General features: G+C 57.1%; 18 protein-coding genes and 1 pseudogene. 10 read left to right on the top strand and 9 right to left on the bottom strand.

The features are described from left to right. The first annotated feature begins 139 nt into the window (after nucleotides 1-139). From C7H84_RS06520 to C7H84_RS06510, 3 genes are all read left to right on the top strand, one after another. Nucleotides 140-484, top strand: a complete 345-nt coding sequence (locus C7H84_RS06520) for a carboxymuconolactone decarboxylase family protein (protein WP_121858025.1) — start codon at nucleotides 140-142, stop codon at nucleotides 482-484. Between the two features lie 212 nt (nucleotides 485-696). Then, complete coding sequence (locus tag C7H84_RS06515; RefSeq protein ID WP_121858024.1) at nucleotides 697-1,053, top strand: BON domain-containing protein; 357 nt, start codon at nucleotides 697-699, stop codon at nucleotides 1,051-1,053. Between the two features lie 429 nt (nucleotides 1,054-1,482). Next, on the top strand, nucleotides 1,483-2,130 hold the full coding sequence (locus C7H84_RS06510) for a TetR/AcrR family transcriptional regulator (protein WP_240461985.1): 648 nt from the start codon (nucleotides 1,483-1,485) through the stop codon (nucleotides 2,128-2,130). 440 nt (nucleotides 2,131-2,570) lie between these two features. Here C7H84_RS06510 and C7H84_RS06505 read toward each other — a convergent pair whose 3' ends face one another. The 4 genes from C7H84_RS06505 to C7H84_RS06490 form a co-directional block, all read right to left on the bottom strand. Further along, entirely contained in the window at nucleotides 2,571-3,281 is a 711-nt protein-coding gene (locus tag C7H84_RS06505; protein ID WP_121858022.1) for a hypothetical protein, read from the bottom strand. 84 nt (nucleotides 3,282-3,365) lie between these two features. After that, on the bottom strand, nucleotides 3,366-3,914 hold the full coding sequence (locus tag C7H84_RS06500) for an OsmC family protein (RefSeq protein WP_121858021.1): 549 nt from the start codon (nucleotides 3,912-3,914) through the stop codon (nucleotides 3,366-3,368). A gap of 341 nt (nucleotides 3,915-4,255) precedes the next feature. Continuing rightward, entirely contained in the window at nucleotides 4,256-5,125 is an 870-nt protein-coding gene (locus tag C7H84_RS06495; protein WP_121858020.1) for an SDR family NAD(P)-dependent oxidoreductase, read from the bottom strand. Further along, complete coding sequence (locus C7H84_RS06490; protein ID WP_121858019.1) at nucleotides 5,112-6,032, bottom strand: alpha/beta hydrolase; 921 nt, start codon at nucleotides 6,030-6,032, stop codon at nucleotides 5,112-5,114. The genes C7H84_RS06495 and C7H84_RS06490 overlap by 14 nt, the downstream gene beginning before the upstream one ends. 96 nt (nucleotides 6,033-6,128) lie before the next feature. Here C7H84_RS06490 and C7H84_RS06485 point away from each other — a divergent pair, with 96 nt between their 5' ends. After that, entirely contained in the window at nucleotides 6,129-6,758 is a 630-nt protein-coding gene (locus tag C7H84_RS06485) for a WHG domain-containing protein (protein WP_121858035.1), read from the top strand. A gap of 185 nt (nucleotides 6,759-6,943) precedes the next feature. Here C7H84_RS06485 and C7H84_RS06480 read toward each other — a convergent pair whose 3' ends face one another. The 4 genes from C7H84_RS06480 to C7H84_RS06465 form a co-directional block, all read right to left on the bottom strand. After that, nucleotides 6,944-7,522, bottom strand: coding sequence for a hypothetical protein (locus C7H84_RS06480; RefSeq protein WP_121858018.1), 579 nt, complete (start codon nucleotides 7,520-7,522; stop codon nucleotides 6,944-6,946). Nucleotides 7,523-7,888: 366 nt separating this feature from the next. Next, nucleotides 7,889-8,161 (bottom strand): DUF1488 family protein, encoded by a 273-nt coding sequence (locus C7H84_RS06475; RefSeq protein WP_121858017.1) that lies wholly within the window; start codon nucleotides 8,159-8,161, stop codon nucleotides 7,889-7,891. A gap of 168 nt (nucleotides 8,162-8,329) precedes the next feature. Continuing rightward, nucleotides 8,330-9,334: a nuclease-related domain-containing protein gene (locus C7H84_RS06470; protein WP_121858016.1), complete on the bottom strand. Its 1,005-nt coding sequence runs from the start codon at nucleotides 9,332-9,334 to the stop codon at nucleotides 8,330-8,332. Between the two features lie 321 nt (nucleotides 9,335-9,655). Next, entirely contained in the window at nucleotides 9,656-11,422 is a 1,767-nt protein-coding gene (locus C7H84_RS06465; protein ID WP_162999221.1) for a hypothetical protein, read from the bottom strand. 471 nt (nucleotides 11,423-11,893) lie between these two features. Here C7H84_RS06465 and C7H84_RS06460 point away from each other — a divergent pair, with 471 nt between their 5' ends. From C7H84_RS06460 to C7H84_RS06445, 4 genes are all read left to right on the top strand, one after another. Beyond that, nucleotides 11,894-13,015 carry a metallohydrolase gene (locus C7H84_RS06460; RefSeq protein WP_240461983.1) on the top strand — a complete coding sequence of 374 codons (1,122 nt, stop codon included), beginning with the start codon at nucleotides 11,894-11,896 and terminating at the stop codon, nucleotides 13,013-13,015. A gap of 6 nt (nucleotides 13,016-13,021) precedes the next feature. Beyond that, a complete protein-coding gene (locus C7H84_RS06455; protein WP_121858013.1) occupies nucleotides 13,022-15,247 on the top strand; it encodes a Mov34/MPN/PAD-1 family protein in 2,226 nt (741 codons plus the stop codon). Between the two features lie 42 nt (nucleotides 15,248-15,289). Beyond that, the gene (locus C7H84_RS06450; RefSeq protein ID WP_121858012.1) at nucleotides 15,290-16,000 is read left to right on the top strand and encodes a hypothetical protein; all 711 of its coding nucleotides are present in this window, start codon (nucleotides 15,290-15,292) and stop codon (nucleotides 15,998-16,000) included. Between the two features lie 607 nt (nucleotides 16,001-16,607). Continuing rightward, on the top strand, nucleotides 16,608-17,639 hold the full coding sequence (locus C7H84_RS06445) for a hypothetical protein (RefSeq protein WP_162999220.1): 1,032 nt from the start codon (nucleotides 16,608-16,610) through the stop codon (nucleotides 17,637-17,639). A 282-nt stretch (nucleotides 17,640-17,921) separates the two neighbouring features. Here the strand turns inward: C7H84_RS06445 and C7H84_RS06440 are convergent. After that, a pseudogene (locus tag C7H84_RS06440) lies at nucleotides 17,922-18,095 on the bottom strand (integrase); the annotation flags it as partial. 361 nt (nucleotides 18,096-18,456) lie between these two features. Between C7H84_RS06440 and C7H84_RS06435 the strand changes: the two are divergent. Beyond that, complete coding sequence (locus C7H84_RS06435) at nucleotides 18,457-20,154, top strand: site-specific integrase (protein WP_121858010.1); 1,698 nt, start codon at nucleotides 18,457-18,459, stop codon at nucleotides 20,152-20,154. An 872-nt stretch (nucleotides 20,155-21,026) separates the two neighbouring features. Continuing rightward, the gene (locus C7H84_RS06430) at nucleotides 21,027-21,860 is read left to right on the top strand and encodes a TnsA endonuclease C-terminal domain-containing protein (protein ID WP_121858009.1); all 834 of its coding nucleotides are present in this window, start codon (nucleotides 21,027-21,029) and stop codon (nucleotides 21,858-21,860) included. The last annotated feature ends 1 nt before the right edge of the window (nucleotide 21,861 follow it).

The following is a 21,861-nucleotide window of genomic DNA, read 5'->3' as shown; positions in this document are numbered from 1 at the left end:
TGATGGCCGGCCGTAACTGATGCATGAGGGGGAGTGCGTTGTGCTTGCCCCCAGTGTGTGCATCTATCCGGTCGCACAACACTTCATCGCCCGGTGCCGTGTCGGTGCCTGGTATCAACACTGAACAGGAGTAACAGCCATGATGCAAGACTGGAACGCTTACCGTGATGACCTGCTTGAGCGCGTGGGCGACTACGCCAAGCAAAGCCCCGACGTAATTCGCGGCCTGATGACGATCGACAACGCCGCGGCCAAGACCGGCCATCTCGAGCCGAAAATGCACGAGCTGATTGCTCTGGCGGTGGCCGTCACCACGCGCTGCGACGGCTGCATTTCCGTGCACACGAAGAAGGCCGTCGAGGCGGGTGCCTCGCTGGCGGAAATTTCCGAGGCACTGGGCGTGGCGATTGCGTTGAATGCGGGCGCGGCACTAACTTACTCGGCTCGTGTCCTCGAGGCGCACGCACAACTGCCCAATACGTAAGCCGATGCCGCCAGGCAGACCGTCAAATATGCGCCAAGGCGGCCGTATCTCTCTCATTGCATCAGTAAGCTGATTGACGTCGATTTCTCGCGCTGGGGCCATTTCGTTAGCTCGGTGACTGCGTGAGGTCATAACCAACGTGATTTGCGGGACGACTGATGGCGCCCATTTTGTGCGGCGCAGTCGTAGCTTCCGCCCACTGGAGAAAGTGAATGAAAGCAGTTCAAGTAACCAAGTTGGTTGCTGGTGCCCTGGTCGTTTTTGCGGCGATCAATGCTCAGGCACAGTCGAGCGATGTTGACGTGCCGGCACAACCCAGCAATAAGCAAGAGATCAAGGCGGCAAAGAACGCGGATCGTCTTCTCGCGAGACAGGTGCGCCGTGCGCTTTCGAAATCGAAGGACGTCAGTGTCTCGCACATTACGGTGCGTGCGAAGAACGGTGCAGTGATATTGCAAGGCTCGGTACCGGAGCAACAGCAAGTTGATAAGGCAACGCAGATTGCGCAGACGGTACCTGGCGCAACCGCAGTGACTAACGCGTTGTCGATTCGCCCCACCGGTCACTAATGCCCCAATGCGGGCCTTCCCAGATGAGCCTGGCTGGAAGGCCCGCATAACGAAAAGCTAAACTGTAATTCGGCAGGATGAAGTTTCGACGCACTGGGCCTGCGCGATCTCCCTGGCTGCAGAAGCGCTTATGACTCGAGACCGCAGGGCTGCCCTTGAGCGTCGTTGGCCCTTGGGGAGATCCGTCAGAATTCATTCGCATTTGTGCGCATGACGGGGATAGGGCGTCGCAGTAGGGGATCGTGCGAACCCGTGACGCGTCATTGAGCTCAGATATTGCCGGAGATGAACGGAACGAGGTTCCCCATCTGTGCCCACGGACATGAAGAGGGCAGCCGTCAACGCATCCCGTGGTCGCCGACCAATCGGATGGTAGCTGTCAGATTATGTTAGGATGTTCATCATGTGTATTTGGTGTGATTTCATCCTATGAGCGCACGAAGCGAATCGAACCAGATGGGTTCGAGGCCTAGCAAGGAACACGGCGTCAAATTCAAGCACTTCTCGGAGATATCGGAGCCCGCCGAGCGAGTGGTCGATGCGGCGGAAGATCTTGTCCAACGGTTCGGATATACGGGTTTTTCATATGACGATGTTGCACGACTGGTCGGCATCAAAAAACCTGGGATACACCATCACTTTCCCAGGAAAGAGGAGCTGGTAGTAGTCGTAGCTCAGCGTTACACGCATCGTTTTCGTGAGGAACTGCTGGCAATCGAGGGGCGCTATCAAAGTCCAGTTGATCGACTTCTCGCGTACACCGAGCTTTTTGAGCGAACTTATCGACAGGACCAAAAGCTATGCCTATGCGGGATGCTCGGCGCGGAAATGGCGTCCCTTCCTGACTCGGTGGCTGTGGAAGTCAATCGGTTTTTTTCTGTCAATCTCAGTTGGTTAGCGGAAGTCATCGAGCGGGGCCAGGCGGAGGGCAAGATTATTGACTCGCAAAATGCGAACGCACTTGCTGAGGCGTGCCTGAGCATTCTCGAAGGGGCCATGATTGTGGGGCGAGGGGTCGGCTCTGTCCCGGGGCCTGCTCAAGTCGGCGCGATTTTTATTTCCTCGATATCGACCTGAGGTCCGCATCTTCGCGGTCGCGTCGCTGACCGCGTTCGCATCGTTTCCGGATACGGGGCGGCGCCGGTGCGTTGTTGGCGACCATAGCCGTCACCGGGCCGATGAGGCAGGCGGGGATGCGGGCATCCGGAGGTAGCATGGCTCTTGTGTCGACCGGCCGCGCGCAGTAGAGAGTCGAGCTGGGCATCAAATCGACGCATTTGACTCGTACATAGAGTTCTCGGCGAAGACGCCAGCACAATTTGCTCGCCACGGATTTATCAAGCGCGCTGCGTCTACTGCGCGCAATACGGTTCTGGCAACGTCGGCTGCATGGAATGCAATCTTCTCGCTGTCATCGGTTCGAGCGCAATCGCGGAGGGCGATTACATATTGACGAATCCGGTGTTGCGCATACGCGAGCGGTGCTTGTCGCGACTAGCCACACGCTAAACCGAGGTTCAAGCTCGGCTTTTCGGGCCATCCAAACAGTGCGACGTACTCGTTACATTGGCTGGTCGACCACTTACTCTCAATAAGTCTCTCAGACCGGACGACACCTTCAGGAACAGATTGAATCCTATCGATAGTGGTATTGTGCGACCATGCTCAAATTCGACGGCTAATGTTGGAAAATCATGTATCGATTTTCCTTCAAGATGTTCGCGCCCTAAGCGAAAGTCAGACTCAATTTCTGGGCTATCGAGCGCAGCGGTAAAGTCCTTGAAGTCGATCGACAATCCATCGGTAATGAATTCGTAGGTCTCAATATGGCTTATGTTTTTCCCGAGCTGATAGTAAGCGCTTAAGATTCTTTCATGGATAATGAAATCCCACCCGGGCTTGATTCGTCGCATCGCCAGCATTGCCTTGGCTGGCACTGCGGATTCGATCTTCCACGGCTCTCTTTTCATTATCTTTATTTTGCTGAGATATGCGTTGCCAAAGCTCTCGCCGGTAACGGCAGTTATCCGACTATGAACCTCCATCGGGTCGCCGGCGCCGGAGAATAGGTCTGTTATCGGCGTCGGTTTTGACAGCATGTCGCCGACGATGATCTGAATATCTAGGTCATCGCCGAAGTGCTTGGCTATTTTTTGCACGACAGGCGAGAAGGCATAGCACCAGACACAATAAAAATCTGTGGCATAAATAAGCTTGGGTTTCGACATGGCAGATGATGTTCATTAACGGCCTACGCGGCCCGCTGTAAATCGTGCGACATACGATCCCCTCGCCATTATCAGTTGGGGCGCTTAAGTATTGTCAATGACGAGGCTCGAGATCATTCGAATCGGCGTCGCAAAGTTTGAAAAATTCGGGGATGTATTCACTACTACTTGGTGCAACTGCTCTATTTGCTCGCGCGACGCGTCGGACTTGATGCGGACCGTATAGCGCACTTCCTCGTATCCCGGTTTGATTGTCGGATCAAGCCCCAAAAAGCCGCGGAGATCCAATTGACCTTCCGTTTCTATTTCCAGTTTTTCTAGCTTGATGCCCATCGCGGCCGCATTCGCCGCGAAGCCGACCGACATACAGGCATTGAGGGCCGCCATCAAAAGCTCTTGCGGATTCGGCGCGCTATTATTGCCGAGGAGCTCGCGCGGTTCGTCTGCGGCGATCTCGAAATGACGAGAATATTTCTTGTCAAAGAGGGTGTACTCGGACACGGTGGCAACCGTATTGGTTTGGCCTTGCCATTCAGTCTTGACCCTAAATGCAGCGGTTGCTGAGCCGGGATTGCTCGCGACGCCTTCCACGATTGCGTTGAGAGCTGAAACATCAATTCCGTTTAGATTCATAGAAGCACCTAATTTGAATGCCTAAAAATTATCTCGAGGTGAAACAGTCTGAATTGAGGGACATTGCCCCAAAGCTCGATTGATCTGATTACTTCCTCGGACACTGATCGTACGAACGCAGTATACCAACTAGTTGGTCAGTTGCAAGTGAGCTCGATGAGGCGATCGTGCTGGTGGTCCGACAATGCTGCGTCAAGTCCTTGCCGAGCCGCCTTCTGTACAGTCCCGCAGCGCCGTTCCCGGCGCTGCCCGATGTTGCATGTAACGTCGTGACGACCACGGTGACCTTTTGATTTCGTAGGTCACGATGCAGACCGATTTCGCAGTGACGGTGCAGTGCTTTACTTCCTTGCGGAGCGTATGGCGGATTCGTTCCAGCCTGTGGCTGATGCCAGGTGGACTGCTTGTTCGATATCCTTACCCCGAAAGGCGGCACGTTCGATGATGCGTTTGAAGACGCCGGGCGCCCTGGCTACGACGGAATTTGCCTTCGGGATGACAATCATTTCTGCGCGTCTCTCGATTCCAGCCACGATGTCTTGCACGACGCGCTCGCGCGGGATCATTTTCCAGAGACCTCGATCATTGCCCCCCCACAATGCCCGGCCTGCTGGATCGGCGACGACATCGTCCATCATGGGAGTGGGGAAGAACGTCGGATGTGCGCTGCCGACACCTACGCCTAAATGGCGGAGTTCGAGGCGGATACTGTCGCACATCGCCCAGACCCCTGCTTTGCTGGCCGTATACGACGCCTGCAATGGCGAATGCACGAACGCGGCCATCGACGAAATTGCCAATAGGTACCCTCGCTGTTGCTGCACATGCGGCAGGCCGGCTCGAAACGTTCGCCACACGCCATTGAGGTTCACGTCGATCACGCGATCGAACGCCGCCGGTTCGATGGTGGCCATTGGAGCCATGGTATCGATGCCTGCATTTGCGATAACGACATCGACTTGACCGAAGTGGTCTGCGGCCTTGGTCATTGCCTCGGTGAGGCTATCGAAGCGTCGAACGTCGGCGGTCCAGCCAACAGCGACGGATGGGTGGCCGAAGCGGCGAATCTGTGCTGCAAGCTTGTCAGCCTCGAGATCGAAAAGTGCGAGGCGCGCCCCCCGCACGTGCAGGGCCTCCGCCAAGGCAGACCCCAAGCCACCGGTAGAGCCGGTAATGGCCACCACTTTGTTCGTCAATTTATAGTTCGACATGTGCACCCTCTTGCTTCGTTGGAATGTGGCGTCGCAGAAACTCGAGTTGATCGGAGACAACCTGCTCGAAGTCTTTTCCCACATAGATGTCAAAGTGGCCTGCCTGATATGAGCGTACCTCGCCCCGAGGGGCGAGCTTGGCGTATCGTTTCGTCGGTCCGGGTGGGGCGACCGAGTCGGTTTCGCAAACGCAAAACAGCACCGGGCACGAGATATTTCCCGCTTTGCGTCCGGGTCTGTGCCGAACGATGTTTAGGCCGATGCGCGCTGCGACTTGATTGCGAAATGGAGTGCCGGCGGGCACTAGGGCGAGATAGCCATCCAATGCGTCTCTGGCAGTCATCAGTGCGGCAGAACCCGGTGGGCCAGCTGTTGCCAGCATCACGGGTGACATGCCGAAGAGGGATCGCAGTACGTCCCATAGAGCGAGCCCCGATACCTTGACCGCGGTACGCCAGTTCAATGCGAACAGCGACGCGACACCGTCGGTGAACGGGCATTGCGCGATCGCGGCGGCGACAGCGCGGTCGCGGGCAGCGGAGAAAATCACATGGCCGCCTCCAAACGAGGTCCCCCACAGCACCACTTGGTCCTGACGGAACTTGCAATTTCCACGAACGAAAGCGATCGCGCTCGACCAGTCCTCCAGCTGCCTATTGATATCGAGCAATTGCCGAGGCCAGCCGTCACTATCACCGAAATGGCGATAGTCGAATACGAGGCATGCGTACCCACTCGCGCAAAAGCGTTGCGCAAAGGCATCCAGCCGCATCTCCTTGATTCCGCCGATGCCATGCGCCATCACGATGACCGGAAACGGTCCTTCTCCATGGGGCTCGTACAGCCACCCACGACACCGCTGTCCGCGGTCGCCGACTAGAAACTCCACGCTTGTCCGGCTCGCCATACGCGCCCTCGAGGGTGTGAGAGAATGGGTTTTCATCCAATGTTGGAGTCCATTCTAAGTTTGGAGTGGAATCTAGTTAATACGGGAAAGCCCCAGATGGAGTCGAGAACTCAGCGTCGGGCAGCCGCTACGCGGCTGGCCATCCTGCAAGGTGCCGAGGCGTTGCTTATGGAGGGCGGCCCGAACGCCGTCACACCGGAAGCAGTCGCGACTCGTGCGGATGTCGCGATGCAGACGGTCTACAACCGGGTGGGGGGGCGCTCCGCGCTGCTCATTGCCGTCGCGGAGCGCGCGCTGGACGAGAATCGCCAATATATGGATGCGGCGTATGCGGCCGATGGCGATGTGGAGGAGAAGCTACGCTGCGTTGCGGCCGCCTATGCGAGTTTTGCCAAGGAACGCCCGCATCAATTTCGCATTCTTGTTGAGCCACCTGACGAACCGGAAGCCCTAATCCGCATCGCTGCTTTGATTCGACAGCAGAACGCCAAGCTGGCTGCGTTGATCGACCGGGGCATCAAGGAGGGATGGGCGCATGCGGCTGTTGTACCGGACCAGGCGGCGACAGCGCTATGGGCAATGATGAATGGCGTTATCAGTCTAATGTGGCGCGCTGACAGTCTTCGCTTAGATATCGATCACATAGACGAACTGCTTGGGACCGCGATCTCATTACTTATCGACGGCATTAAGCGGCGAAACGTACGGTTAGCGAACCCGTCTTGATGAACGAGCCGGCCGGCAGGCCTTACCAGCCGCTGTTTTGGCTCGCCGCGCAACTCGAGGCGGCGCACCTTGGGCCGGGCGTTGCGGCTTCGGCTTCGCTCGATGAACAGAGAGCTTCTGATACTGCCGCGCCTTGTGCTTGCGGAGCTTCCCGAAGAATGCGTTGAGCCCGGTGTCATGGTCACTCAGTGAGCCGCATGCCCCTTCACCACTGCGTCGCGATACACTCGAGCAACGAGCGTCCCGGTCCTCTCGATGGGTCGACCAGCTGCCGCTTCCTCAAGGCAGTGCAACACATCGAGCGCACCTTCGCCGCAGACGTCGCCGTCTCGGCGTGCCAGCTCGAGTTCCTCCATCATTCCTTTCCTGGCCAGTTGAGCGGAAAGCCACTCGAACGCAGTGGCTCCGTCCGTCGGTCGCGTGTGGACCGGCAACGACCTCAGCATCTCGGCATTCGCTTCGTCGAACGCGTTGACGCGCACGTATTCCTCGATGTCTGCAAGCAGCCTTGTCGCGCCTCCTGAGGCATGACCGGCGCTATTGATGGCGGCGCGCCAATCGGGAACACACAGCGTGAGCGCCCGGACGAGGAATGCCACGTTGAAGTCCCGCCAGAAGCGCGGGTGGGGTTGATAGACGTATTCGAGCGCGAGCGAAACGGTCGCGGCCGTCAGGTCGGAGGCGCCGAACCGGCAGTCATACATGAAAGAAATCAGTGCGCCGACGGTTCCGGCGTGAGCTTCTCGAGTTGTTTTGGAGGGCATGGGCAACGCAGATGAGCGGGGGCTTGGCTCGTATAGCTGCGTTGCGTGGGCATGACGGCGCAAATATTCGCTTGTAGTCGCCCCCCCCCCGCCAAGTTGGTCCTCCACGGATTGCCACCCATATCTATAGGCCGTCGTAGCGCACCGCAGCATTATTTCGCACCCGCGACGTCACTTTGCTGGAGTCCTGGAGCAGCCTGATGTTATGGCCCGCCCGGGCGACGGGAAAATGACGTGCGCTATCTTGGCCCCTTCGCGGTGGAACGAAAGGGCGCCGGCAACGACGGCCTGGAGTGAGGCAGCTTGGCTGCTATATATCTTCTCCATGAAGGAGGTACTGGTCCGCGCAATCCAGTTTCGTCCCGCTTATTGGCGGTTGCTGAAGTCATCCATCGTCAGCACAACCCGTTCACCACCGTGCGAGAGCATCTTGCGCTCTGCCACGGCCACAATGCGTCCGCGCCCGTCGGCAAACGCTCGTAGAATCCGCGTCTCGGTGGCGCCGGATGGCACCCAGAAGTGCTGCTCCAACACCTCGCGCGTCACTTGGCAATCGATGTTCCGACCGCGGCTCGACAGCACGAAAGTGATGCTTTGGCCGTCCGGCGCGACACGGGGTTGAAGCTGCGCTGCATCCATGGTTATGGGCTACCTGCTGATTCAACTGTAACGCCTTGCATCGTACGGGCGAGACAACGATTTTCTCAACCCCTGGAAGCTCGGGGTAGTCGGACGGAGCGGATGTCGGCACCGTAGAGGCGGCGGATTTGCCCCACGCGCTGTGGGGCCAGGCTATCTCGGCGCGCCTTAACCACCACGGAGTTGCCGTAGCGTTGCGCTATCTGGTACGCATCCAAGCCGGTCAATGCCCGTCGGGCATGGGGGCAGAGGCCCTACACTGGGGGGCGGTGATTCGGTTGTGGTAACCGGCCGGGCAATCGGAGGCGCTGAGGGGCTCGGGGCGGTGGGCGCTTTCACTGCTGCGACCGAATGTCGATAATGGCGCTGCGGCGACGCTCCACGTTTACTGGGGCGCTGCGCGGTCTGCGTGGTTGCGGCGGGATGTAGGCGTGACCAGCACCACGGGCCGATAACACTAATCGCCAGCAGGGCCGCAACTGTCAGCTTGAAGCGCCGGCTCGGTTGGGGCTCCGGTCGTGCCTGAACAACCAGCGAAGCCGGTGCCTGCTGGAAAGATGGCGTTAGCTCGATCACGACCGGTTGAACGTCACGTGGGGCAGGCGAGTCCGGCAACGACTCGCCGACCGGGACCATGCCACGTTCGAGAGCCCACGCCCGTAAGAGTGCGAGGGGCCATCGGCGGGTTTCATTCCGCTCGATAAGCGGCCAAGCGAGCAAGTTCTCGAGATCGCTATCGTCAGCGATCGCGATGCGGTCCGTGCTACGCGGCACCTCTGAACCGGGCGGGATGCCGCCGTCGAACAGAACCGCGCAACGCGGATATCCAGGATCCTGACCGGCATAGCGGCGCAACGCGTCCTTCAGCGCATGCATCGTATGACGCACCTGAAGGCAAGGATTTTTCCAGCGCTCGCCAGTGCGTCGTGCAGTCCAGTGTGCGTCGGTCAGGCCGCCCGCCACGGGCTGCAGGTAGTGCTTCACTTCAATGACGAGCGTCGTAACCAATGTGCTGACCAGAATGTCGCATTCGCGCTCCTCACATCGAACGTTGAATAGCACGATGGCAGACTCTTCGCGCCGCTGCAGAATGTCGACAATCCTCGCAAGTACGCGCTGCTCGGCCGCGTTGGGCGGTGCCTCTGGGTCGCCGCAGTAAACCTCAATGGTCATGCGCGATAATTAGTCAGATGAAAGCGCAATTGCACCATGTTGGGCAAAATGCGGCAAGGCGATCTTCTACAGGCTTGGCCGACAGAAGCAATACGCCGGCCCACGCCCCCAAATGGACTTGATCGCGGCAGTAATCGGGCATCCAGACGTTCGATGCATCCCGTGCTCCTTTATCGCGACGTCGCGATATGCCTAGCAATGCTGCACAATGACGGCATCGCGGATGGTATTCAACCGTCCGACCGCGCGATGTTGCTGCGGCGCATTGATTAGCTCGTCACGACAGGCCACACGAAGCACACGCGATCGATGCGCAGTCGCTTACAGATTGACGCCGGCTTTCGTCAGTGCGAGTAGTGCCGACGTGAGGTACGGCGTGGCTTTTGCATCCCGAGACTGGCTATGCTTGAACACATCAACTAGATCGGGCTGCAACGATTTCAGTTCTACGACCTTACCTTCGGTGTACCGGATTTGAGACAACGTTTTTTGAAGCCAGTCGTCGAAGTCGGTCGTTTGAGCTAGTACTGCAACCAAACCCCGAAAGCGTTCAGCTTCCTGCTCGACCTTCTCCTTTCCGCTTCCCCGCGGCTTCACGCGACGCTCGATCTCGAGGATGTAGATAGTTTTCGCTTCGAAAGTCTTGGGAACAATGGTCTGTAGACGGAGCACCAATATCCCACGTGGCGGTTCGATTTTGATGTCTTTGGAGACCCATTGCCGGATGGCCGGTGCAACGTCTTCCATATCTGCGAACGGCTGTAATGCGATGAGCTCCGGCAGATCATCACCCACGAAGCCGCGTTTGGCGTCGAGCCACTCAACGCTAAGCAGGTTGCGAGGGTATTTGTCTTTGAGGCTTCGCAACGCATTCCACATTTCGAGCAGTGTTCCGTGCGCTACCACCACGCGGTGCATCTCTGGCTTGTCAGTAGCGTCGTCAGTCGTCGGGCGCACGCTGGGGTTGTCCACGGCGGCCGGTGGCACAATAATGCTCGACTGTCGTTCATAGACGGTTGTGATGTCGCGTTCCGAACCTAACGGGAACCAGGTAGTCGACGTCGTCCTTTTTTCGGGAGGACTTCCACCGAAATTGTGCTCGTCATCGAGCCTGCGCAATTTCAATCGAGATTCTGGCGACAACGTGAACCGCGGACTTCCCTCGTAGGCATCATTTGAGCTTCGCGCGTCTTCGTGGCGGCTCGTCTCATCTTTCAGGGCTCGCACCTCTGAGATGGGGTGGCCGGCCGGGTCCTTCGTCAACTTCATTCGGAGGGCGAGAAAGGTTTTGCCCGGCTGGATCCAGATGCCTTCGGCGGAGACGGGGGCAATTGTCGAGAACCAAGGGGTCACCTGCGGGAAAAATAGTTTCTCCCCCTGGCTTGCCTGTACGCATTGGTCAACGATCGACTTTGCGGCTTGACGACCTTCAGGCGAGTGAAGAATGTGGCCTAGAAAGGATCGGTCCGCTTTCACCATTCGGTCTGTCGGGCGGATGACCCATCTTCCCTCAGAGTTTGTTTCAGGAGTTGCGCTCGTGAGGAACATCTTGATGGCGTCCTCCCACGATTTACATGTGAGCGCTCGCGGAATAATTGCAGAGGCGCCGTAACAACGAAGCAAGAATTCCAGGCACGGAACGATAAGGGTTCGGCCATCGGGAATGCTGAACTCGAGGAACCAGCTGCGTTCCTTCCGCTCGTCTTTGAGCGTCGGCCGATATTTACCGTAGAAGGGCGCTGGGCGGCCAGCCTGTACTTCCTGGACGGGCGAGAAGATGCGCCACCTATCAGGCGAGAAGTCGACCACCGCGCGGAACCTGTCGTATCGAAGATCGCCGACATGGCGACGGTTCTGCCAGACGGAGCCTACCTGGAGATCGCGTAAGTGCGCAAAAGACACCTCCCTGTGAAACGGCGGCTCTCCATCGACATCTAGGCGCTGAAAAGAGACGGCGACCTTGCGCGTCTTTCCCTCTAGTTTTGAGTACATCCCCCCATACCCGAGGACTGCCAGTGGATAGCTTTCGCTCGGAATTCCCGGAACCTGGTCGGTGTGTACCGCATGCCTGATCCATCTGTAACTCATGAACTACGTCCTCATATTGCGGTGTTGAAGCCGGTTCAATACGACGAAAACGTTCTTTTGTTCATCAGCGCATGCCGGCCTGCACTCGTGAATCATGTGAGAGCGTACGAGATGTTTTGGTGCTGATGGCTTGTGAAAGAGTGTATCCGAGGCTGCCGAGCGCAACGCCGCCTTCGCAAACGTTTGGCTTACCGAAAACAGCATTTTCGGTAAAAACGCCACACTTTGAAGACCTGTCATTGACATCAATCAAGACTCGAAGATGCTTATAGGTTCGATAGTGTTGCACTAGATCTTGTGATAGATTGGATATCACATCAATATCTAGTCGATGTGTCGCGTTTCGAGCAGGTAGACGAATAAGGTAAAAATTACCGCCTCTTTTGAGGCGCAAATCCCCACACGCTTCCTAAGGACGGTCACTTCATGGCAACGCCTGAGATTACATTTTTCCCCGTAGGCAACGGGGATATGACGCTCATCAAGCTGTCGAACGGACAGACGATTCTTATCGACATCAATATCCGGCAGCCCGGAGACGGGGTGCGAGATGTGTTAAAGGATTTACGCGACAAACTGTCGGAAGATGAAGAGGGGCGGCCGTATGTTGACGTAATGGTGCTGAGCCATCCGGACCAGGACCATTGCCGCGGGCTGGTCGAGCATTTCCACCTTGGACCGTTGATGGACTATCCGGTAAAGGGGGAGGCGTCGAAGATTGTCATCCGTGAAATGTGGTCTTCGCCTCTGGTTTACCGTCGCGCCTCGACGCGCCACACTTTAAGTGACGACGCGAAGGCGTGGAACAAGGAGGCAAAGCGCCGTGTAGCAGTGTTCAAGGACGAAGGTGCATTTGACGACGGTGATCGCATCTTGATTATGGGCGAAGATACGGGCGGTAAGACCGATGATGTTCTGGACATTGTAATCAAGGCAGGGGAGCGCATTACTGCTGTCGCAGGGAAATCGTACGAAAATTTCAGCGCGCTGCTTCTTGCGCCGTTGAATGCTGAGAGCGAGGACGATTCCGAGGAACTGACGAAAAACGAATCGAGCGTCATCATCAATTACTCAATTGGCACCGGTGCGGTGCCTGACGCAGTGAAGTTCCTCTCTGCCGGTGATGCAGAAGTGTACATCTGGGACAAGAAGCTTTGGCCTCGCTATAAAAACGATAAAAAGGCACTTGAATACGACTTGTTGTCGACGCCGCACCATTGCTCGTGGCACACGCTTTCGTATCACAGTTGGAGTGAGAAGCGTGAGGAGGCGGAGGTTTGCGAGAACGCTCGAAGTGCCTTGTCGCAGGCGAGGCCCGGTGGATACATCGTGGCCAGCAGTAACAAGATCGTTGACGATAAGAATGACCCGCCGTGTATTCGTGCAAAACGTGAGTACGAAAGTATCGTGAAGGATGCGAGTGGAACATTCTTGAATACCGCAGTCCATCCGACCGAGAAAGATCCGGAGCCGATGACATTTGAAGTCATGTCGGGCGGCGTCAAACCGAAGTGGAAAGCTTCGGCTGCGAAGGCCGCTGCCGGTGCGGCAACTGTTTTGGGTTCGCAACCGCTGTCGCACGGAAAGGGCTGAACTACGATGAACGCTCTTCTGCAGGGAGCGATTCGTTCGCTCGAAGCGCATCCTGCGGTCGAATCGGTCACCATTGAGGAAGCAGCTGATGGTGATGCAACCGCTCGTGCAATTTTTCGGGTGAACCTTCCATCCCGATGGGCTGCCGCTGGCGGTAGTCCGAACGGCGTGCGATCGCGCGAAGAGGTGCTCTTCGAGTTCACTCCTAACTTCCCGGAAAGCGCGCCGCGGATTACGCTGCGGGAAGATTTTCCCGACACGCTACCGCATACCTATCTTCACAAGAAAGGGGAGCGCGTACCGCCATGCATCACCTTCGGTGACAAGCGGGATGTGATGCATTCCGACGGAATCATTCGCTTGGTCGATCAAATGTCGGATTGGCTTGACAAAGCAGCTCTGGATCAGCTTGCTGAAAACGAGCATGGCTGGGAGCCCAGTCGGCGTGACGTCGGGTTCAATTTTTTGGAAATGGATATACACAGGTTAAACGGTAGACCGCCGTTTGGTGGCTGGCGTATGTTCATGTGTACGGCAACATGGAGCAAGAATGGGTTGCTGTCATTGGCGCGTGACCCTCAAGCCGTGTCCCCGTTGAATGATCCAGGCTTCATGCGTGACTTGCCGACGACTCTGAAGGACGACGGAGTCATTTGCTCGGCGCGCGTCCCATTGGTGTTTTGCTGGCCGCAGGCCGACACCAATGGGCTGCCAGAGGTGAACGCGCAGTACAAGGCGGACAAAGTCACAACCTTTGCAGAGTTGGCCGAGCAGGCGACAGAATGGAGGTGTCGCGTTGCGCTCGACGACTTTGTAAGCAACTTCAATCGGCTCGTCGACGCTTCAAAATCGCGAGTCGAAATCATCCTGTATCTCGCATTTCCGATCCGACGACCGAAGCACGTTATCGGCACGCAGAGCGAGTTTGAGGTGATGGCATACCGAATGTCTTTCGTGTTGGGAGCGAAGCTGTCGGCGGCGGACATTACGCCCGTGACGCCAGTTGCGTTTATCTCACCTGTATCGGGAGCACTGTTGCAGCGCACGTCGGCGCTACGAGACGATGTCGGTGAATCGCAGTTAACTTTCGTTGGTTGCGGAAGCCTCGGATCGAAGCTTTTAATGCATGTTGCCCGAGCAGGTAGTGGAGCAGCATTGCTCGTTGACGAGAAGAGGCTCGTCGCGCACAACGTTGCACGCCATGTCCTTTTGCCAGAGGATGTGGGGCGGCTGCAGGGAAAGGCAGAGAGACTCGCGAATATCGTTACTAGCTTCGGGGCGACGCGACCGAAGGTGTTTGGCGACGACATCAGAGAGCTGGACTTCTTGAGCGCGAAATTTCGCGGATTCTTTGGCGGTGGCCGCTGCTTAGTCGTGAATACAACTGGGTCGCCCTCGGTGCGCGAGTTTCTCGCCAAAGCAACTTTCGAGGCGCGAGTCATGGAAAGCGCGCTCATGAATCATGGCACGGCGGCGCTCATGACCGTGGAGGGCCCCGGGAGGAACCCTTCGACGACGGATCTCATCTATCACGCATATGAGCGATTGCGCGGCGTGGGGGCCCTCAAGCAGCCCACCGATTCGAAGGAGTCGGTTTTAGAAATAGGAGTTGGTTGTCATTCCGTCACGATTCCGATGTCAGATGCTCGTGTATCCCTGGTAGCTGCGGGCGTTGGTCAGAAGCTTCTCGAGTTTGGCCAGGACGGATTGCCCGATGAAGGTGTGACTGCGGTTTCAACCGTCGGATCCGATGGCATGTCTATCACGTGGTCCGTCGACCATGTTGGACCGACACAAATTGCGCGCGTTTACGACGACGAAGGGTGGGCGGTACGCGTTCTTGATGCTGCACACGAAAAGATACTTAACGATGTTGATCAATACCCAGGCGTCGAAACTGGCGGGCTCATCGTCGGAAATATTTCACCACTTACTCGACAGATAGTCATTACTGACATCCTCCCAGCGGCGCCGGACAGTATACGCTCGGCGTCCCGTTTCGTGTTGGGAGTCCAGGGGACGGTCGATTCGATCCGTGAATATGAGTCGCTCGGTGGTCGCACTCTTTGGTGCCTTGGTACTTGGCACAGCCATCTGGCGGTGAGCGGCCCATCTCCAATGGATAGAGATACTGCGAGGTTGCTCGATGGAACATTGCGATACGCGGCGGTTTTACTCATCCGGCATCCAGAGGGATACGCTGCTTTGGTCCGAGACGGCACGCTAGGCTAGAAGCAGTCCTTGCAAACTAACAAATTCTTTCGGGGAACGGTCATGGATGCGCTGCAAGCGGTCGCTGCGACCGCAACAACTGGGAAATCGCTGAAGCGTCGGAACATGCTGTGGTTGGTCGCTGTCGGCATCGTGGACGTCATCGCGCTGCTCGTCTTGGTGTTTCATCGACCAGTAGCGGATTTCAGCGCTGACAAGATGGCGGTATTGCGCAGCAGCCTTACCGTGCTGCTGCCCGTGCCTATCCTCTTCCTTTCATACTCGCTCTCGCACACGCAGAAGGCGATCATCGTCTTCTGGCGATTTCGCAATCCGATGCCAGGCTCGCGCGCATTCTCCATCCACGCACCGGCTGACTCTCGGATCGACTTGGTAGCCCTCAAGACGAATGTCGGGGCATTTCCGGACGATGAGCGTGCTCAGAACGCGATGTGGTACCGACTTTACAAGCTGGTGGAAAACGACACCGCAGTATTGGAGAGCCACCAAAATTACCTGATGTTCCGTGATATTGCATCCATGTCGATATTGCTCTCGCCGCTGGTTCCTGCCGTCCTCTTTGTTCTTGGGGGTGCGATTGCGACGATGGTTTGGTCCGGAGTGTTCTTTATCGCACAGTACCTGATTGCAGCCATCGCGGCGAAGAACAATGGAATACGATTTGTTCAAAATGTCCTAGCGATTCATGCGACGAAAAAGGTGGCCTCGGCAAAGCGAGCTTCGCCGAGGAAGAAAACCGAGGGCGACGCGTGATGGAGTGACACGAGTGGCGCGGGAGCTGATGCGGCATCCGTTTCAGAGTGCTTGATCCGCCACCTTAATTTGGCGGCTTGTAGTGGTGCTTTCCCGGGGACAAGAAATGCCACCGATTTCTGTATGGGCGGTTTCCGCTTGGCTGATCATTGCGTTGATCGTCGAAACTGCCGGCCTTGCATTTGCATTTATTAAAGCGCCAGAATTTTTGCACGGCGAATATCTCAACGTCGCGGCGTGCATTTTGTTCGGGGGCATCGGCGGGCTTACATATTGCTTGCGGAGCGTCTACATCAACACCAGTCTCCATAAGCGATGGGATACCTGCTGGCTCCCGTGGTATGTGATTCGTCCTGTGGTGAGCCTTGTGCTTGGCGGAATTAGTATCTGTTTGTCAAGTCTGGTCTGCTGCTGCTTGGATCAGAGCAGTCGTCAGCAAGTACTCCGCTCGGAGTCTTGACGTTGTCATTCATCGCAGGTCTCAACGTCGATAGGTTCGTTACGAAGATCGAGGAGATCGGCTCTACAGCTTGGGGAGTTGAACCGTCGCGAACGTCAAAAAATTCCTCGCAGTCACAAACCACGCAAAACTAAATCGAGACTCCGAATGGCAAGGATTCATTTTTTGAATGTTGGTGAAGGCGACTGCTGCATTATCCAGCACAACAACGGAAACCGCGCGACGATGATCGACATCTGCGGCGGAAACAAGTCGGAAGATACTGTCGCCTATGACCGCATGTTAAAAATAGCTGGAGCTGCAACAGAATCAGATGGCGGAGGAAATTTCAACATGGCGGCATGGACCACCAAGCCGCAAACCTATCTCCGAGAAATCAATATAGAAAGAATTTGGCGGTTTGTGCTCTCGCATCCTGATATGGATCACATGGACGGGTTCAGTGCTTTAATGAGCGAATTCCCCATCGACAATTTCTGGCACATGGGTGCCGTGCGGGAGAAACCCGACTTCAGGAACTACGGCCGTTACAAAGAGGAGGACTGGGATCGTTACGCCAGCGTACGCGACGGTAAAGAGGCGGGAACAAGGACACTTAACGTCACGGCGGGTCAAAGGTTTAAGTTCGCGAATCTTGATAGCGAAGGTCGCAGTGGTGGCGATGGGATTACCATTCTCGCACCCACGAAGGAACTAGTTGAACTTGCACACAAGACCGGCGATTTCAATGATTGCTCGTATGTACTGCTTTATCGGACCGCTGATCACAAAATCATCTTTGGTGGTGATTCGCACGACGAGACTTGGGATCATATCCTCGCAAATGATCGTGAGTTGGTTGAGAATTGCGATGTGCTGATCGCGCCTCACCACGGAAGGAGCTCGGGACGATCGTGGAAATTCCTAGATGTGCTCAAGCCGAAGCTTACTCTTTTTGGTACGGCAAAATCCGAACATTTGGCATATGGGGCGTGGTACAACCGTAAGCTCGAATATATTACGAATAACCAGGCAGGGAATGTCGTTCTCGAAGTGGCCGACAATGGCGATCTCGATATCTACGTTGAAAATTCAGCTTTCGCCACTAAGCGGAATAGTTTTTTGAGCACCATAAAGAACGGCCAGGGCTATCGCATGGTGGCCTTCATAGAGTCTAAGACGACTGCAGCGGGCGCCTAAAATCCACGAAGAGGAAACGTGAGCGAGAGCGCCAATCGCCAAAAATCACCGCACCTTTCGCATACCGGTTTGCTCCCATTCGTCAGCAAGAAGTTGCTCGGCGCTCCGGCGGTCGGCCACCGATCCCTCCCAATCACGAACGGCGGCCGGGTAAATGGAAGCGGGAGTTTCCACGCCTTGGACAAATGACGGCAATGCTGTCGAACTGAGCCATTTGGTCGATGCGGACCGGCTAATTTTCGCGCTGCGAAAGCCTGATTTATCTGGCCAGTCCGTCGCTCGCAGGCAAATAGTGGTGGTCACGATCGATGCATGGCGCAGGTTATCGCGTACGGTCGTCAGTTCGGCTCCGCGAGCGAGAGCGCTTGTTTCATGGGTGTAGCGGGTCCGGTGTGAACTCGCGCGTCGCAACTTTTCGACGATCGCGGGATGGTCCGCTTCGATCACATGGGCAGCCAGCCGGAAAATCGCCGCATCACATGCCGCACGCGGGTCATGTCTCACACCACGCCGGGTCAGTTTGCAGCGGTCTTTATCAGATACTCCGCTTCTTTCTGCACGACCGGCCATCCCTCGCGCAGCATCCGCACGACTTCGTCAACCACGTGATAGCTCAGTCCGCAGCTCTCGATGTTAGACCAGGGTATAGCTCAGTGAAAGTGCTACGGAGCCGAAAGCGAAGGGCGGATAGAAAAGCCTACCACCGCATCGGATGCCTGACCAAAACGATTGAAAGGAATTTGTTGGACTTTAGGCGCATATGGGCAGATAAATAACATTATCGGTCCATTATCATTTTTGCTCTAAACTGGCAATCATGAAAACGCGCGAGGCTCTTCCCGTCGACGGCACGGGCCCTGAGTTCCCGAACGAAGCGGAGCTCGCCGCATTGCGTGGCTGGTACGCCGGCCTGGACGCACGGACTGCCGTTGCCCGCTACCTGGGCGACCGCCGGCAAGCCGGTGTGTCGTCGCGCGGTATCCTCGGCCGTATCCGCCGGCAACTCGTCGCGTTCGCCGTGCAACGTCACCGCGAGGACCTGGCTGCCGTCTTTATCGACCGCCCGTCGAAAGCGTCGGCCGACGGGGTAGTCCGTGCGATTGAAACGCTGCGCAATCTACTCGTGCCGACCCCGGTGATCACCGACACGCTCGAAGCCTGGTTCCCGCCGCGCATCGTCGCGGCGCTGCAGGCCCATGGCATCCGGACGCTGGTCGACCTGACGGTGCGGATTCTGCGGCGACGGCGCTGGTGGGCCGCCATCACCGGACTCGGCATTGCCGGCGCGCGCCGCATCGAGGCGTTCTTCGCCGCCCATCCGGCGCTGACCGAACGGGCGCGGGCGCTGATTGTCGGTGCGCCGGCCGGCAATATCGTGCCGTGGGAGCAACTGCGCGTGCCGCACGACGTTGACGGCTCGCAGGGGCAGTTCCGGGCACCGCAGGCCGCTTGCCTGTTGAACGCGTCGAACGACTACGAGGCGATCCAGTCCTGGCTAGCGCTGCATGAGTCGGTTGCCACGCAGCGTGCCTATCGCAAGGAGGCGGAGCGGCTGATTCTGTGGGCGATCGTCGAGCGCGGCAGCGCGCTATCGTCGCTCAATACCGACGACGCAATCGCGTACCGGGGCTTCTTGCGAAAGCCGACACCGCGCGAGCGTTGGGTCGGCCCGTCTCGGCAACGGCACAGTGTCGAATGGAAACCGTTCACCGGCCCGCTGTCGGCGCGCTCAGCGGCATACGCACTGAACGTCCTGTCGGCGCTTTTTCGCTGGCTGGTCGAACAGCGCTACGTGCTCGCGAATCCGTTCGCGGGCGTCAAGGTCAAGAGCCAAGCGCAGCGTGCGGGATTGGACGTGTCCCGCGGCTTCTCGGAAGGCGAGTGGCTGCTGATTCGCACGCTCGCCGACGGCCTCGAGTGGTCATACGGCTGGAGCGTACCGGCCGCGCAGCGCCTGCGGTTCCTGCTGGACTTCGGCTACGCCACAGGTCTACGCGCGAGCGAACTGGTTGGCGCAACGCTCGGGGACGTCCGTCGCGACGAGCACGGTGATCACTGGCTGCATGTGCTCGGCAAGGGCGGCAAGCTGGGCAAGGTGGCGTTACCGTCGCTCGCCCGGACCGCGCTCGACCAATACCTCGTCCAGCGCGGGCTGCCCGTCACACCGAGTCGCTGGAACCCGGTGATGCCGTTGGTTGCGAGCCTCGATGCGGACGGCGCTGGCATTGAAAGCACGAGGCTTTGGCGTGTGCTGCGCAGGTTCTTCGTGCTGGTCGCCGACGCGATCCACGACGAGCGGCCAGCGACGGCTGAGAAACTGCGCCGCGCGAGCCCCCATTGGATGCGCCACACGCATGCGTCACACGCGCTGGCGCGTGGGGCTGAGTTGCTCATGGTCCGCGACAACCTGCGACACGCGTCAATCTCGACGACGTCAACCTATCTGCATAGTGACGAGGTGCAGCGAGCCCGGCAGTTCGATGAGGCTTTCGCTATGGACAGACTCAGGCGGTAACCCTTCTGTAAATCTCGACCGAGGTTCGCCGGGGTCGGTAGAGAGTGCGGCCACGTCAACTTAGGTTGTGTGATGCCTGCGTTATAACCCGTCCCGTCTTCGATCACCGAGAGCGCTTGTGCACTCGCCCTCTCGAGTCTCTACGGCGAGACGCAGTTGCGGCGTGTCTTTTCAGTTGTTTATTAAAAAACATACTCAACGAGAATTATATTTTTTTGCATCGCGGAATTTTTTCCGTCCTGCAGCATACCCGTTTGTCGCGGAGATTTTTGATGGTTGTATTAAATATGGACTGCTAAGTTTATGAGTTTTAGTGTATTGAGAAAATTCTACTTGTGGCAAGTGTGAGGAAGGAGACTGCCCGGATGAATGGGCCGCCAACATGAAGTTTTTCGAATGAACCATCGATCGAAGTTAAGGTTGGGTGACATCTAAATATTGTCAGCGGTTGCGCAAAGTTAACGTCTCGATACGCGATGCCCAGCTTTGTGGGCAGGCTCAACGTCGACGACGGTATACCACTTAGACTAGAGGAAACTGCGAAATTTGTCATCCGACGAAGTTGACCTGCACTCGCTGACGTTAAAGAGAAACCGCGCTAGTTAACAAAGGCGGAAGGAGTCTCATCTGAAAAGAGCCGGGCAGCTTGGGTCCCCTTGTCGGCCCGATCTGATAGAGGAAATCGATCTGTTATATGCGTCAGACCCACTTTATCCTTGGGAGCATGTGCAACATTTTTCGATCTTGAAATGCGCGAAGTGGGACGTAGACTCGGTTCCGCGGAGAACGCAACCAATCCGCCACGAGTGGGCATAGTATCGCCAGCAGCTTGTAAGCATAGGGTTGAATCGGATGTGCGCAGGAGGGTCATCATGAGTTCCGGAACGCTGGCGATGCGAAAGGGTACGTTGGCTCGAAAGCTCGCGGAGCAGGCACGTGCGAACACGGTCGGTGAGTACCGGCGCTGGATTCACACGAGAGACATGCCTGGCTCAGGTGTCAAAACACGGCTGTTCTGTGAGAAGGCGCCAGCAGACGAAGTCCACCTCATGTCTGAGGCCGAGCATGCTGTCTTCCTGGAGGCCTGGTGGCGCTCCGATGTCGTTGCAATACTTGAGCAATACGCGCTCAATCGGGACAAGACGCAGCGGGCTGCTGCTGAGCTCAACATCGACCATCCAACATATCGACGGACGGGCGAGCCAGCCGTTCTGAGTACCGATCTAGTGCTTCTCGTCCAAAGTGGAAACTCGTACCACCGTGAGGTGCTTTCGGTTAAGGGGGTTTGGCCGCGGGGAATCCGTCCGTTGACACGCTTTCAGGAAATTGAACGAAGGACGTGGGAGAACGAGGGGGCGAGATACAAGGCGGTGGCCGTCTATGGCATGCACGCAGACAGGTCGAAGAACCTGGCGTGGATCTTCCGTGCGGCCAACGACATGCTGGGGCGCGATCTTAGCGAAGCAGAATCGACCGCGCAACGAGCCCTGTATCAGCTTGTTCGACGTCGCCCATCGATGTCGGTGATGGAGGCGTGTCGTGAAGTTGACCGCTCGCTTGCTATCCCTGCCGGGTCGGGAGTAAGGGCATTCCGGCAGCTAGCGGCAACGAAGCGTATTTGCTTCGACTTGGATACCGTAGACCCACTCGGAATTCGGCTTGCAGAGGTTCGAACGTCGACGATAGTGATGCCGCGCAGACGCTGAG

This window comes from Burkholderia sp. Nafp2/4-1b (assembly GCF_003635165.1).
GTDB lineage: Bacteria > Pseudomonadota > Gammaproteobacteria > Burkholderiales > Burkholderiaceae > Burkholderia.
This window is presented reverse-complemented; position numbering and strand designations above follow the sequence as displayed.

Excerpts from the sequence above, each read along its gene's own strand:
- C7H84_RS06475 (WP_121858017.1), bottom strand. The coding sequence starts at position 8,161 with ATGGATGCAGCGCAGCTTCAACCCCGTGTCGCGCCGGACGGCCAAAGC.
- C7H84_RS06480 (WP_121858018.1), bottom strand. The coding sequence starts at position 7,522 with ATGCCCTCCAAAACAACTCGAGAAGCTCACGCCGGAACCGTCGGCGCA.
- C7H84_RS06435 (WP_121858010.1), top strand. The coding sequence starts at position 18,457 with ATGAAAACGCGCGAGGCTCTTCCCGTCGACGGCACGGGCCCTGAGTTC.
- C7H84_RS06460 (WP_240461983.1), top strand. The coding sequence starts at position 11,894 with ATGACGCTCATCAAGCTGTCGAACGGACAGACGATTCTTATCGACATC.
- C7H84_RS06495 (WP_121858020.1), bottom strand. The coding sequence starts at position 5,125 with ATGTCGAACTATAAATTGACGAACAAAGTGGTGGCCATTACCGGCTCT.
- C7H84_RS06490 (WP_121858019.1), bottom strand. The coding sequence starts at position 6,032 with ATGGCGAGCCGGACAAGCGTGGAGTTTCTAGTCGGCGACCGCGGACAG.
- C7H84_RS06485 (WP_121858035.1), top strand. The coding sequence starts at position 6,129 with ATGGAGTCGAGAACTCAGCGTCGGGCAGCCGCTACGCGGCTGGCCATC.
- C7H84_RS06515 (WP_121858024.1), top strand. The coding sequence starts at position 697 with ATGAAAGCAGTTCAAGTAACCAAGTTGGTTGCTGGTGCCCTGGTCGTT.
- C7H84_RS06430 (WP_121858009.1), top strand. The coding sequence starts at position 21,027 with ATGAGTTCCGGAACGCTGGCGATGCGAAAGGGTACGTTGGCTCGAAAG.
- C7H84_RS06450 (WP_121858012.1), top strand. The coding sequence starts at position 15,290 with ATGGATGCGCTGCAAGCGGTCGCTGCGACCGCAACAACTGGGAAATCG.
- C7H84_RS06500 (WP_121858021.1), bottom strand. The coding sequence starts at position 3,914 with ATGAATCTAAACGGAATTGATGTTTCAGCTCTCAACGCAATCGTGGAA.
- C7H84_RS06505 (WP_121858022.1), bottom strand. The coding sequence starts at position 3,281 with ATGTCGAAACCCAAGCTTATTTATGCCACAGATTTTTATTGTGTCTGG.
- C7H84_RS06470 (WP_121858016.1), bottom strand. The coding sequence starts at position 9,334 with ATGACCATTGAGGTTTACTGCGGCGACCCAGAGGCACCGCCCAACGCG.
- C7H84_RS06455 (WP_121858013.1), top strand. The coding sequence starts at position 13,022 with ATGAACGCTCTTCTGCAGGGAGCGATTCGTTCGCTCGAAGCGCATCCT.
- C7H84_RS06465 (WP_162999221.1), bottom strand. The coding sequence starts at position 11,422 with ATGAGTTACAGATGGATCAGGCATGCGGTACACACCGACCAGGTTCCG.
- C7H84_RS06445 (WP_162999220.1), top strand. The coding sequence starts at position 16,608 with ATGGCAAGGATTCATTTTTTGAATGTTGGTGAAGGCGACTGCTGCATT.
- C7H84_RS06520 (WP_121858025.1), top strand. The coding sequence starts at position 140 with ATGATGCAAGACTGGAACGCTTACCGTGATGACCTGCTTGAGCGCGTG.
- C7H84_RS06510 (WP_240461985.1), top strand. The coding sequence starts at position 1,483 with ATGAGCGCACGAAGCGAATCGAACCAGATGGGTTCGAGGCCTAGCAAG.